The following is a 13,496-nucleotide window of genomic DNA, read 5'->3' as shown; positions in this document are numbered from 1 at the left end:
TCCACGCGGGTCGTGTGCGCCCGGTGGATAGGCTCGCCTCCTCATGAGCGCCACGCTGATCGTCAAGGACCTCTCCGCCGGCCACGGTGACCGTCCGCTCTTCACCGGGCTGGACCTGGTGGTCGCGCCCGGCGACGTGATCGGGCTGGTCGGGCCGAACGGGGCCGGCAAGTCGACGCTGCTGCGTACCCTCGCCGGGCTGCTGCCGGTCGAGGCCGGCAGCGTCACGCTCAACCCGCCCACGGCGAGCGTCGGGCACCTGCCGCAGGAGCCGGAGCGGCGCCCGGGCGAGACCGTGCGCGCCTTCCTGGCCCGCCGCACCGGGGTGACCGCCGCGCAGGTCGCCCTGGACGCCGCCACCGAGGCGCTCACCGCCGGCCGGGCCGGCGCGGACGACGCGTACGCCGAGGCGCTGGAGCGCTGGCTCGCCCTGGGCGGCGCGGACCTGGACGAGCGGGCCGAGCAGGTGGCCGCGGAGCTGGGCCTGGCGGTCGACCTGGAGCAGGAGATGACCGGCCTCTCCGGCGGCCAGGCGGCCCGCGCCGGGCTGGCCTCGCTGCTGCTCAGCCGGTACGACGTCTTCCTGCTCGACGAGCCCACCAACGACCTGGACCTGGCCGGGCTGGAGCGGCTGGAGGAGTTCGTCACGGGGCTGCGCGCCGGCACGGTCCTGGTCAGCCACGACCGGGAGTTCCTGACCCGCACGGTCAACCGGGTGCTCGAACTCGACCTGCCGCAGCAGCAGGTCAACCACTACGGCGGCGGGTACGCGGCCTACCTGGAGGAACGCGACGTGGCGCGCCGGCACGCCCGCGCCGACTACGAGGAGTACGCCGAGACCCGGTCCGCGCTGGAGGCCCGGGCCCGGGCGCAGCGGGCCTGGATGGAGAAGGGCGTGCGCAACGCCCGGCGCAAGGCCACCGACAACGACAAGATCGGCCGGAAGTTCCGCGCCGAGGCCACCGAGAAGCAGGCGGCGAAGGCCCGGCAGACCGAGCGGCTGATCGAACGCCTGGAGGTGGTGGAGGAGCCGCGCAAGGAGTGGGAGCTGCGGATGGAGATCGCCGCCGCGCCCCGAGCCGGCGCCGTCGTGGCCGCGCTCCGCGACGCCGTCGTCCGCCGCGGCGACTTCACCCTCGGGCCGGTGAACCTCCAGATCGACTGGGCCGACCGGGTGGCGGTGACCGGGTCGAACGGATCCGGCAAGTCCACCCTGCTGGCCGCCCTGCTCGGCCGGCTGCCGCTCGACACGGGGCACGCCGCTCTCGGCCCGGGTGTGGTCGTCGGCGAGGTGGACCAGGCCCGGGGGCTCTTCCTCGGCGACGCGCCGCTGATCGACGCGTTCCGCGCGGCCGTACCGGACCTGTCGCCGGCGGACGCGCGGACCCTGCTGGCCAAGTTCGGCCTGCGCGCGGGCCACGTGCTGCGGCCCGCCGCGACCCTCTCGCCGGGCGAGCGGACCCGGGCGGCGCTGGCGCTGTTGCAGGGGCGCGGGGTCAACCTGCTGGTGCTCGACGAGCCCACGAACCACCTGGACCTGCCCGCCATCGAGCAGTTGGAGTCGGCCCTGGCCAGCTACCCCGGGACGCTCCTGCTGGTGACGCACGACCGGCGGATGCTGGACGCCGTGGCGACCAACCGTCGGCTGCGGGTGGACGCGGGACGGATCGCCGAGGATTGATCCGTGCCGACGGCGCGGCGACGGGTGAGAATGACCGCATGCTCAAGTGGGAGTACGCGCTGCTCGTCCGGCGGCGTCAGGCCGCGACGAACGACCTCGGCTGGGAGGTCGTCTTCGTCTGGTACGGCCCGGACGGCTCGATGGTCGACGTCACCCCGTACGGGGACACCGCGCTGGCCCACCTGAACCGGGCCGGTGACCAGGGCTGGGAGCTGGTCGCGATGAGCGAGGACCCGTCGCTGCCCGGCAACAACGAGCTGCACCGCTACCACCTCAAGCGGCCGAAGCCGGCCGCTCCCCCGCCGCGCCAGCGGATGCGGATGGGCGGCGGTCGGCCGCGCCGTACGATCAACGGCTGACCGGCCGGGCTTCCTCGCTCGGCGCCCAGGTGGCAGGCATATCGGACGGGGATGCGGGTAACGGGCGGCCGGAGGTGAACATGGTCGCGCTGGCACAGACCCCACCGTCGGCCGATCGGCTGCGGGCGATCGACGGCTTCCTCGCCGAGGCGTGGACGGACCAGAAGGCGCACGACGACCGGCTGCGCGGCCTCGCCGTCGAGGTGCGCTTCGACCGGGGGGTCGCCCACGTGACCGGTGAGGTCGCCGACGCCTCCGAACTCCGGCTCGTTCGCGACCGGATCGGGCGACTGGCCGGCGTGCTCGGCATCTGGTGCAAGGTGCGCGTCGCCGGGCGCGATCCGGTGGTGGTCGACCTCGGCTGCGGGCCGACCAAGCAGTGGCAGGGCAACCTGGGCCTGGACATCTACCCCGCGCCCGGGGTGGACGCCGTCGCCGACCTGTCCGGCTCGCTGCCGCTGGCCGACGACTCGGTGGACGTGTTCTTCGCGGTGCACATCCTGGAGCACCTCGTCGACTTCCTGCCGCTGCTCGACGAGTGCCACCGGGTGCTCCGGCCGGGCGGTGTGCTGCACGTGATGAGCCCCTGGTGGGGGCACGTGAACGCGGTCGCCGACCCGACCCACGTCCGGCTGCTCGACGTGCAGACGTTCAAGGGAATCTGTCTCCAGCGCCCGCCGGGCACCCCGCGGTGGTACCCGCTGCACGCCGGCTGCGACGGCGCCTCGATCTTCGCCGACCTCACCCCGGTCCCGTCCGACGCCAGCCCACCCACCGACTCCCACCTGGCCCGCTTCTTCGACTGACCCGTCCCGCTCCCGCCTGCTCCCGTCGCTCGGGAGGTTCGCGTCACCCGTACGGCGGTTGCTGGATCAGCGCGCGGGACAGCCCGGGGCGACCGGGCGGCGGGTCAGCGGCCCTGGGTGCTCTCGCGGGGTTCCAGGCGGTAGGGGGCGGAGAGTTCGCGGGCCGGGGCGGCACGGTCACCGTCGATGCGGTCGGCGAGCAACTCGACCGCGAGCTGGGCGATCCGCTCCTTGTCCGGGGCGATCGTGGTCAGCGTCGGCACCGAAAACCGGCCGTCCTCGATGCCGTCGAACCCGGCGACCGCCACGTCCTCGGGCACCCGCAGGCCCGCCTCGTGCAGGGCGCGCAAAGCGCCGAGCGCCAGGGTGTCGTTGAAGCAGAAGACGGCGTCGGGGCGTACGCCCGACGAGAGCAGGTTGCGCATGGCGGCCGCGCCGTCCGCGCGGTGCCAGACCGGCGCGGGCGCGACGAGGCTCTCGTCGTAGCCGAGGCCGGCCTCCTCCAGCGCGCTCCGGTAACCGTCGAGCCTGAACCGGGCGCTGGCCCCCTCGGGGGTGCGCTGGGAGCCGATGGCCGCGACGCGGCGGCGGCCGAGCCCGATGAGGTGCGTGGTGATCTCCCGGGCCGCGGCCACGTTGTCGATCATGACGTGGTCGGCGGGACCGGGGTCGACCCGCTCGCCGAGCAGCACCATCGGCGTGCCGTCGAGGTTGACGAGGTCTTCGGTGGTGAGGGCCAGCGGGCTGAAGATCAACCCGTCGATGAGGTGTTCGGTGATCCCGGAGGCGACGACGCGCTCCTGCTCCCGGCGACCGCCGGTCTGGTCGATCAGCACCGTCCAACCCAGGTCGGCGGCGGCGGTGACCACGTGCCGGGCCAGCTCGGCGAAGTAGGGGATGTCCAGCTCGGGCACGGCCAGGGCGATGATCCCCGTCCGGCCCTTGCGCAGGTTGCGCGCCGAGAGGTTGGGTCGGTAGTTGAGCTCGGCGATCGCCTTCTCGACACGGGCGCGGGTGTCCGGCCGGACGTGTGCGTAGCCGTTCACGACGTTGGAGACGGTCTTCACCGACACCCCGGCTCGTTCGGCGACGTCCTTGAGCCTATGCCGCACTCCACCACCTCCCCGAGTAACCCCCGGCACTTTACCTCTTCACCAGCTCTTTACAACGTTGACTACAACGTTGTAGAAACCAGGGACACCGGGTGGGCGGTGACTACGGTCACCCGGCACCGGAAATGACGAAAGGTGACATTCGTGCGGACCGCGAAGCTCACGATCGACCCCGCATTCGCGATCGGGCCGGCCGACCGACGACTCTTCGGCTCCTTCGTCGAGCACATGGGTCGGTGCGTCTACGGCGGGATCTACGAGCCTGGCCATCCCGAGGCCGACGACCGTGGGCTGCGCCGCGACGTGCTGGAGCTGACCCGGGAACTGGGCGTCTCGGTGGTCCGCTACCCGGGCGGCAACTTCGTCTCCGGCTACCGCTGGGAGGACGGCGTCGGCCCGGTCGGCGACCGTCCGCGCCGGCTCGACCTGGCCTGGAAGACCATCGAGACCAACGCCTTCGGCCTGCACGAGTTCATGAGCTGGGCCGACGAGGCCGGCGTCGAGCCGATGATGGCGGTGAACCTCGGCACCCGCGGCGTGCAGGAGGCGCTCGACCTCCTGGAGTACACGAACCACCCGGGCGGCACGCACCTGTCGGACCTGCGGCGCAAGAACGGCGCCGAGGACCCCTTCGGCGTACGGCTCTGGTGCCTCGGCAACGAGCTCGACGGCCCCTGGCAGGTCGGGCACAAGACCGCGGACGAGTACGGCCGGCTGGCCGCCGAGGCCGCCCGCGCCATGAAGATGATCGACCCGACCATCAGCCTGGTCGCCTGCGGCAGCTCGAACCGGCGGATGCCCACCTTCGCCTCCTGGGAGGCGACCGTGCTCGAGCACACCTACGAGCACGTCGACTACATCTCCGCGCACACCTACTACGACCCGTCCGACGGTGACCGCGCGAGCATCCTGGCCTCCGCCGTCGACATGGACAACTTCATCTCCGAGGTGGTGGCCACCGCCGACCACGTCGCCGCCAAGCAGCGGCACAAGCGGAAGCTCAAGATCTCCTTCGACGAGTGGAACGTCTGGTACGAGTCGCGCCTCCAGGCCGACCTCGACCGACGGGGCTGGGTCGAGGCGCCGGCGCTGATCGAGGACGACTTCACGGCCGTCGACGCCGTGGTGGTCGGCGACCTGCTGATCACCCTGCTCCGGCACGCGGACCGGGTCGGCGTGGCCTGCCAGGCGCAGCTGGCGAACGTGATCGCCCCCATCCGCACCCGCAACGGCGGGCCGGCGTGGCGGCAGAGCATCTTCCACCCGTTCGCGCTGACCGCCCGGTACGCCCGCGGCACGGTCCTGCGCACGGAGCCGGTCTCGCCCACGTACGAGACGAAGAAGTTCGGGGACGTCCCCGTGCTGGACACCGTGGCCGTGCACGACGAGGAGACCGGCGAGCTGACGGTCTTCGCGGTCAACCGCGGCGAGACGGACCTGGACCTGCAGCTCGACCTGCGCGGTATGTCCGGACTGTCCGTCGCTTCACACACGAGCCTCGCCGCCGGGGACGACCCGGAGGCGACGAACACCGAGGCCGAACCGGACAAGGTGACGCCCCGGGAACTGAACACCCCCACCCTCGACGGCGGTCGGTGCTCGGTGCGCCTTCCGGCTGTCTCCTGGAACGTGCTGCGCTTCGGAAACCGGCTCTGACCAGGCACACTTCATCCCGTCCCCCAAGGAGAGATACGGCATGAACCACAACGAAATGAGCCGGCGGCGGCTCCTCGGCCTCGGCCTCGGGCTGGGTGCCGCGGCCACGCTGACGCTGGCCGGCTGTGGCGGCGGCGACGACTCGTCCGGTCCGGCGGCGTCCGGCAACGGTGGCAAGGACTACACCGGCCCGAAGGTGGACCTCAAGCTCTGGAACGGGTTCACCGGCGGCGACGGTGAGATCTTCAAGACGCTGGTGAACCAGTTCAACTCCGAGCACCAGAACATCGCGGTGTCGGTGGCCACGTACCAGTGGGAGGACTACTACAACAAGCTCCCCAGCGCCGCCTCCAGCGGCAACGGCCCGGACATCGCGGTCATGCACATGGACCAGCTGGCCACCTTCGCCGCCCGGGGCGTCATCACCGAGCTGGACGACGTGGCCAGCGCCCTGGGGCTGACCGAGGGCGACTTCGCCCCGACGGTCTGGAAGGGCGGCATCTACAACAACAAGCGGTACGGCATCCCGCTCGACATGCACCCGCTGGGCTTCTACTACAACAAGTCGGTCATGGAGAAGGCGGGTCTCGACCCCAACAAGCCGCCGACCACCCGCGACGACTTCACCGCCGCCCTCACCGAGCTGAAGAAGTCCGGCGTGCAGGGCTTCTGGATCAGCCCGTTCCAGTTCACCGGCGGCATGTCGTTCTACTCGCTGGTCTACCAGTTCGGCGGCAGCCTCTTCGACGCCGAGGTCAACAAGGCCACCTTCAACGCCGACCCGGCGGTCGAGGCGTGCACCTGGATGGTCGACATGATCAAGCAGGGGCACTCCCCCGCGAACGTCGGCCAGGACGCCGAGTACCTGGCGCTGAAGAGCGGCAAGAACGCCTTCACGTTCAACGGGATCTGGCAGATCAACGACCTGAAGAAGAGCCCGGACGTCCAGTGGGGCGTGGCGCCGCTGCCGCAGATCGGTAGCAAGCCGGCCGTGTGGGCCAACTCGCACAACTTCACGATCGTGAAGCAGCGGGCCAACAACGCCAACAAGGTGTCCGCGTCGAAGGTGTTCATCAACTGGCTCAGCGAGCACTCGCTCGACTGGGCCAAGGGCGGCCAGGTGCCGGCCCGCAAGAGCGTCCGCGACGGCGCCGACTTCAAGGCGCTGACCGAGGTGGGCGCCCTCGCCCCCGAGCTGGACTACGCGGCGTTCCCGCCGGCCACCCCGGGCCTGGGCGAGGTCCTCACGACCTTCTACAACTCGTTCAACGAGGCCGTTCTGGGCAAGAAGTCGCCCAAGCAGGCGCTGGACGACGGTGTGGCCAAGGCCAACAAGCAGCTCGAGGACAACCGCAAGAAGTACGGGAGCTGATTCTCCGTGGCGGACGTGATCGAGGTCGGGGCGGCGCGCGGTGACGCGCCGCCCCCGGCGGCCAGTGCCGCCCGCCGACGCACCTCGGCGAACCGGACCGGTCGGGCGACGCCGTATCTGTTCCTCGCCCCCTACCTGGTCCTGTTCGGGGTGTTCGGCCTGCTGCCCATCCTGCTCGGCCTCTGGCTGAGCGTGCACCAGTGGGACTTCCAGCTGCCGAACCGGCCGTTCGTCGGGCTGGACAACTACAAGGAGCTGTTCTCCAGCGACTCGGCGGTCTACGGGGACTGGTGGCAGAGCATCCGCGCCACCGCGATCTTCACGGTCCTGTCCGTGCCGCTGCTGGTGGTGGTCCCGCTGGGGCTGGCGCTGCTGCTGAACCGCTCGTTCCCGGGCCGGACGTTCTTCCGGGCGGTCTACTTCGCGCCGTACGTGCTCGGCGTCGCGGTGATCGGCCTGCTCTGGCGGTTCCTGCTCGACGCCAACCTCGGTCTCGTCAACCGCCTGCTCGCCGTGGTGGGCCTGCCGGCGGACACGCCGTGGGTCACCGACGTGCCGTGGGCCTGGATCTCGCTGGTCGGGGTGACCGTCTGGTGGACCTCCGGCTTCAACGCCGTGATCTACCTGGCCGGTCTGCAGGACATCTCCCCGGAGCTGTACGAGGCGGCGAGGGTGGACGGCGCGACCGCCTGGGAGAGGTTCCGGCACGTCACGCTCCCCGGCCTGCGCCCGGTGATGCTCTTCGTCATGACCACCACGATCCTCGCCTCGGCGAACGTGTTCGGTCAGTCGTTCCTGATCACCCAGGGCGCGCCGGGCACGGAGACCCGCACCGTGGTCTGGTACATCGTCGAGCAGGGGCTGCGGAACAACGACGCCGGCCGGGCCGCCGCGATGAGCATCGTCTTCGCACTGATGCTGGCCGTGGTGAGCCTCGCCAACTTCCGCCTCTTCCGCTACCGGGAAGACTGAGGGGACCGCCATGACGACGCCCACGTCCACCGCCCCCTCGCACACGCTGCGCCGGGTCGGGCTCTACGCCATCCTCGTGGCGCTGGCCCTGGTCTTCCTCGTCCCGCTCGTCTGGATGGTCATCACCTCGCTGAAGACCTACGACGGCGCCCAGCGGATCCCGCCGACCTGGCTACCCGACCCGGCCTCCGGGTACGGCTACGAGCAGATCCTCAACAACTCCGCCAACCCGGTGCTGCGCTGGTTCCTCAACAGCATGCTGGCGGCCGTCCTGCACTCGCTGCTGGTGCTGACGACCGCCTCGATGGCGGCGTACGCCCTGGCCCGGATGCGGTTCCGCGGCCGCGGGGTGAGCTTCGCCCTGATCGTCGGGACGCTCTTCATCCCACCGACGTCGTTGATCATCCCGAACTTCCTGATCGTCGACACGCTGAACTGGATCGACACCCTCGCCGTGGTGGTGGTGCCGGGCGCGGCGAGCGCGTTCGGTGTCTTCTTCCTGCGGCAGTTCTTCCTCTCCCTGCCCGCGGAGCTGGAGGAGGCCGCGGTGCTGGACGGGGCGAACCAGTGGCAGATCTTCTTCCGGGTGGTGCTGCCGCTCTCGAAGCCCGCGCTGGCGACGCTGGCCGTGCTGTCGTTCCTCACCAACTGGAACGACTTCCTGTGGCCGATCTTCGTGCTGTTCAGCCCGGAGAAGCTGACCCTGCCGCCCGGCCTGGGCCTGCTCCAGGGCTCCTACGTGACCGACTACCCGGTGATCATGGCGGGTGCGGTGCTGGCCAGCGTGCCGGTGCTGATCCTGTTCGTGCTCGCCCAGCGGCACATCATCCAGGGTGTCTCCCGCAGCGGCCTGAAGGGATGACGGCCGGCGGGCTCCGACGGGCCGGTGCGGCGGCGACGATCGCCGCCGCACTGCTCGTCGCCGGCTGCGGCCACGACGACGCACCCACACCCACGAGTACGGGGAGCGACCCGCGCATGTTCACCAACCCGGTCATCAAGACCGACGCCCCCGACCCGCAGGCCATCCGGGTCGGCGACACCTGGTACCTGTTCCACACCAACGCCGGCGGCCGCAACGTCCCGGTGCACACCTCGCCGGACCTGGTCGACTGGACCCCGGCCGGCGACGCCCTGCCGGAGCTGCCGGAGTGGGCCGACCCCGGGAAGACCTGGGCGCCGGAGGCGATCCAGCTCGCCCCGGACCGGTTCGTGCTCTACTACACCGTCGCCGGCCGCGAGTCGGGCCGGCAGTGCGTCGGCCGGGCGGTGGCGAGCGCGCCGCAGGGCCCGTACCGGGACGACTCCGACGGGCCGCTGATCTGCCAGGCCGAGATCGGCGGGGCGATCGACGCGAGCCCGTTCCGGGACACCGACGGCAGCCTCTGGCTGCTGTGGAAGAACGACGGCAACGCGATCGGCGTGGACACCTGGATCTGGTCGCAGCGGCTCTCGCCGGACGGGTCGAGCCTGGTCGGCGAGCCGACGAAGCTGCTCAAGCAGACCGAGCCGTGGGAGGGCACCCTCATCGAGGGGCCGTTCCTGCACCGGCAGGACGGGAAGCTGTACCTCTTCTTCGCGGCGAACGCGTACGACCGGGCCGAGTACGCCGAGGGGTACGCGATCTGTGAGTCGCCGAGCGGCCCCTGCGTGAAGGCCCCGGAGAACCCGGTCCTGAAGACGAACGAGGTGGCGTCCGGGCCGGGGCACGCCTCGATGGTGGTGAAGGACGGCCGCACCTGGCTGCTCTACCACGCCTGGCCGCCCGGGCAGGAGGGCAGCGTCGACCCGGGTCGACAGACCTGGCTCGACGAGGTGGTCTGGTCCGACGGCAAGCCCGTCGTGAAGGGGCCGACGGCGACCCCGCAGCCACGCCCCTGAAGCCGCACGGAAGGGCCCCGGTCGACCGACCGGGGCCCTTCCTCGTGGTCCGCGCGCCGACCCGAGGGGCCGGCACCACGCGCCGGCCGCCGGCTCAGCCGGGCTGGCGCGGTTGCGGGAGCGCCGCACCGGTGGCGAGCCGGTTGCGCCGGTGGCCGTAGCCGAAGTAAATGAGCGCGCCGAGCAGCATCCAGGCCAGGAACCGCAGCCAGGTCTCGACCGAGAGGTTGAGCATCAGGTAGAAGCAGGCCAGCGCCGAAACGATCGGCAACACCGGGGAGAACGGCACCCGGAACGGCCGCTCCAGCTCCGGCCGGGTACGGCGCAGGATCGGCACCGCCACCGAGACCAGGACGAACGCGCAGAGCGCGCCGATGCTCACCAGGTCGGCCAGGGCGGAGAGCGGCAGCAGGCCGGCCAGCAGCGCGACCCCGACCGTCATGATCGCCGAGATCCGGTACGGGGTGCCCCAGCGCGGGTGCACGGCGGCGATCGACGGCGGGATCAGCCCGTCCCGGGACATGGCGAAGCCGATCCGCCCCATGGCCACCAGGTCGACCAGGATCACGCTGGTCAGGCCCGCGATCGCGGCGATGGAGACGAGCGTCGCGGCCCAGCCGGCGCCGACCGAGGAGAAGGCGGCCGCGATGGGCGCACCCCGGTCGATCTCGGTGTACGGCACCATGCCGACGACCACGAGCGAGACGCCGATGTAGAGCACCGTGGAGATCAGCAGCGTGCCGAGCAGCCCGAGCGGCAGGTCCCGCCGGGGCTTGCGCGTCTCCTCGCCGAGGTTGGCCACCGCCTCGAAGCCGGTGTACGCGAAGAACACCACGGCGGCGGCGCTGAGCACGCCCACGAACCCGAAGACCGAGGGCTCCAGGCCGAAGATGGCCTGGGTGAGCGGCTGGCGGATGCCGTCCTCGCCGCCGGAGGCGGGCTCGGCCGGCGGGATGAACGGGGTGAGGTTGGCCGCCTTCACGAAGAAGAGCCCGAGGACCACCACGAACACGCAGATCGCCACCTTCACCACCACGAGCAGGTTGGTGACCCGGGCGGACTCGCGGATGCCGACGATGCCGATCGCGCCGAGGACCAGCACGATCACGATCGCCCCGATGTTGACCACGCTCCCCTCCTCGCCGAACCAGGTCGTCGGCAGGTGGAGGAGTTCGGCCAGGTAGCCGGACCAGCCCCGGGCCACCACCGCCGCGCCGAGGGCGAACTCCAGCAGCAGGTCCCAGCCGATGATCCAAGCCACGATCTCGCCCATCGTGGCGTACGCGTAGGTGTAGGCGCTGCCGGCCGTCGGGACGCTGGAGGCCAGCTCGGCGTAGCAGAGCGCGGCGAGCAGGGCGACCACCCCGGCGATCGCGAAGGAGATCACCACACCGGGCCCGGCGCTGTCCCGTGCCTCGATCCCGGTCAGCGTGAAGATGCCGGTGCCGATCACGATTCCGATGCCGAAACCGGTCAGATCAACCGCTCCCAGCCGTCTCTTCAGGCCGGGCCGGCCGTCGTCCCCGTCCGCCTCGCTCTGTGCGAGCACGTCCTTGATCGGCTTCGTACGCAGCACGGACACGGGCGTTCACCCCTCTCGCCACGCGGGCCGCCACCACGGCGGCCGGTGACCGGCTCTGCTACCCACGGCGCATCACCGCCAATCACCACGCTCTGCGCCATTCGGGGCATCGCCGATGGCTGCCGTCCCCGCCCGGGGGAGGAACGTGACGAGGCGTCGGGCATCGGTCGGACGGACATATCCTGCGCAGACTCTTGCGCAGCGGCGCGGGGTATGAAAATTTCCTTCCAGCGGCACATAGCCGACGGCGAATGTTGCCGAGGCACCGCGAGAAACCCGCACGGGAGCCCCAACGAAGGGACACACCCATGAAGGCAACTCGGCTCGGCGCGGCCGGGCTGGCGGCGGCGCTGCTCGGCGCACTCGTCGCCGCCACGCCCGCGACCGCCGCGCCCGACGCGACGAGCAGCACCACCGGCACCGCGAGCTGCACCACGGACCCGGCCACCCCCAAGCGGCAGTTCCGGGCCATGTGGATCGCGTCCGTCACCAACATCGACTGGCCCAGCACCGCCTCGAAGACCGCCCCCGACCAGGTCGCCCGCCAGAAGGCCGAGTACCTGGAGTGGCTCGACCTGGCCGAGCGGCTCCACCACAACGCCGTCGTCGTCCAGGTGCGGCCCACCGCCGACGCGTTCTGGCCGTCGCCGTACGAGCCCTGGTCGGAGTACCTGACCGGCGTCCGGGGCCAGGACCCGGGCTGGGACCCGCTGGCCTTCCTCGTCGCGGAGTCGCACAAGCGCAACCTCGAGTTCCACGCCTGGTTCAACCCGTTCCGGGTCTCCATGCCCGCGCCCGGCGGCGCCGGGGCCGACATCGACAAGCTCGCCCCCGGCCACCCGGCCCGCCAGCACCCGGACTGGACCTTCGCGTACCCGCCGGCCGGGGTGGCCGGCAGCCGGCTCTACTACAACCCCGGCATCCCCGAGGTCCGCGAGTTCGTCCAGACCGCCATGATGGACGCCGTCAAGCGGTACGACATCGACGGCGTGCACTTCGACGACTACTTCTACCCGTACCCGAGCGGCACCCACCAGGTGCCGGACGACGCCACGTTCGCGGCGTACAACCGGGGCTTCACCGACCGGGCCGACTGGCGGCGGGACAACATCAACCTGCTCGTTCAGGAGATGAACGCCAAGATCAAGGCGGTCAAGCCGTGGGTCAAGTTCGGCGTGAGCCCGTTCGGTATCTGGCGGAACAAGTCCGCCGACCCGCTCGGTTCGGACACCACGGGCAGCCAGTCGTACGACATCATCTCCGCCGACACCCGCAAGTGGGTCAAGGAGGAGTGGATCGACTACATCGTCCCGCAGCTCTACTGGTACATCGGGCAGTACCCGGCGGCGGACTACGCGCGGCTGGTGCCGTGGTGGGCCGAGACCGTGCGGGGCACCCGCGTGCAGCTCTACATCGGGCAGGCCGACTACAAGAGCGGTGACCCGGCGTACGGGACGTTCTGGATGAACCCGCGGGAGCTGTCGGACCACCTGACCCTCAACCGGTCCCACCCGGAGGTCCAGGGCAACGTGCACTTCTCCGCGGTGCAGGTGCGGGCGAACCGGCTCGGCGCCACCGACATCTACGCCGCCGAGCACTACTCCCGCCCGGCGCTGGTCCCGACCATGTCGCACCTGCCGTCCAAGCCGCTGCTGATGCCGGTGGTCACCCGGTCGGTCCGGCAGGACGACGGCGTACGGCTGAACTGGCGGCAGCCCGCCGACGGGGTGGGCCCCCTCGGCACCGCCACCTCGTACGCGATCTACCGGCTGGACGGCGTCCGGCTCGCCGGCACGTGCGACCTCGCCGACGCGGCGCACCTCGTCGACACCGTCCGGGCCACCAGCGGCGGCACGCAGTCCTGGGTGGACACCACCGCCGAGCCCGGCAAGCGGTACACGTACTACGTGACCGCGCTCGACCGGCTGGCCAACGAGAGCCCGGCCAGCCCGCCGGCCTTCGTGCTGCGCTGATCCGCACCCAGCGAATGCCCCGGGCGCCCCGCGCGCCCGGGGCATTCGTCTGTTTCGACGAATGTCATCAATAGTGGGCCTCGGCGCAAGATCCGCGTCCAT

General features: G+C 71.2%; 11 protein-coding genes. 9 read left to right on the top strand and 2 right to left on the bottom strand.

Translation table 11 applies throughout. The features are described from left to right. Positions 1–43: 43 nt before the first annotated feature. From SM573_RS08625 to SM573_RS08615, 3 genes are all read left to right on the top strand, one after another. Positions 44–1,681, top strand: a complete 1,638-nt coding sequence (locus tag SM573_RS08625) for an ABC-F family ATP-binding cassette domain-containing protein (RefSeq protein WP_474615871.1) — start codon at positions 44–46, stop codon at positions 1,679–1,681. 38 nt (positions 1,682–1,719) lie between these two features. Beyond that, positions 1,720–2,040 carry a hypothetical protein gene (locus SM573_RS08620; protein ID WP_474611155.1) on the top strand — a complete coding sequence of 107 codons (321 nt, stop codon included), beginning with the start codon at positions 1,720–1,722 and terminating at the stop codon, positions 2,038–2,040. Between the two features lie 80 nt (positions 2,041–2,120). After that, positions 2,121–2,846: a methyltransferase domain-containing protein gene (locus tag SM573_RS08615; protein WP_474611156.1), complete on the top strand. Its 726-nt coding sequence runs from the start codon at positions 2,121–2,123 to the stop codon at positions 2,844–2,846. A 104-nt stretch (positions 2,847–2,950) separates the two neighbouring features. Here the strand turns inward: SM573_RS08615 and SM573_RS08610 are convergent, their stop codons facing one another. Next, the gene (locus SM573_RS08610) at positions 2,951–3,958 is read right to left on the bottom strand and encodes a LacI family DNA-binding transcriptional regulator (protein WP_474611157.1); all 1,008 of its coding nucleotides are present in this window, start codon (positions 3,956–3,958) and stop codon (positions 2,951–2,953) included. Between the two features lie 144 nt (positions 3,959–4,102). Between SM573_RS08610 and arfA the strand changes: the two genes are divergently transcribed. The 5 genes from arfA to SM573_RS08585 are packed head-to-tail and all read left to right on the top strand — an operon-like array spanning position 4,103 to position 9,839. After that, entirely contained in the window at positions 4,103–5,614 is a 1,512-nt protein-coding gene (gene arfA / locus SM573_RS08605) for an arabinosylfuranosidase ArfA (RefSeq protein WP_474611158.1), read from the top strand. 40 nt (positions 5,615–5,654) lie between these two features. After that, the gene (locus SM573_RS08600; protein WP_474611159.1) at positions 5,655–6,986 is read left to right on the top strand and encodes an ABC transporter substrate-binding protein; all 1,332 of its coding nucleotides are present in this window, start codon (positions 5,655–5,657) and stop codon (positions 6,984–6,986) included. 6 nt (positions 6,987–6,992) lie between these two features. Continuing rightward, positions 6,993–7,958, top strand: coding sequence for a carbohydrate ABC transporter permease (locus SM573_RS08595; protein ID WP_474611160.1), 966 nt, complete (start codon positions 6,993–6,995; stop codon positions 7,956–7,958). A gap of 10 nt (positions 7,959–7,968) precedes the next feature. Then, positions 7,969–8,820 (top strand): carbohydrate ABC transporter permease, encoded by an 852-nt coding sequence (locus SM573_RS08590; RefSeq protein WP_474615870.1) that lies wholly within the window; start codon positions 7,969–7,971, stop codon positions 8,818–8,820. Beyond that, positions 8,817–9,839, top strand: a complete 1,023-nt coding sequence (locus tag SM573_RS08585; protein WP_474615869.1) for a glycoside hydrolase family 43 protein — start codon at positions 8,817–8,819, stop codon at positions 9,837–9,839. Before SM573_RS08590 ends, SM573_RS08585 begins: the two co-directional genes overlap by 4 nt. Before the next feature lie 94 nt (positions 9,840–9,933). On the opposite strand, the gene SM573_RS08580 is transcribed toward SM573_RS08585, so the two are convergent. Beyond that, complete coding sequence (locus SM573_RS08580) at positions 9,934–11,421, bottom strand: amino acid permease (protein ID WP_474615868.1); 1,488 nt, start codon at positions 11,419–11,421, stop codon at positions 9,934–9,936. A gap of 308 nt (positions 11,422–11,729) precedes the next feature. Here SM573_RS08580 and SM573_RS08575 point away from each other — a divergent pair, with 308 nt between their 5' ends. After that, a complete protein-coding gene (locus tag SM573_RS08575; RefSeq protein ID WP_474615867.1) occupies positions 11,730–13,394 on the top strand; it encodes a glycoside hydrolase family 10-like protein in 1,665 nt (554 codons plus the stop codon). Positions 13,395–13,496 lie beyond the last annotated feature (102 nt).

This window comes from Micromonospora xinjiangensis, assembly GCF_056150165.1.
Note: the sequence above shows the minus strand (reverse complement) of the source record. Positions and strands in the feature narration are given on the sequence as shown.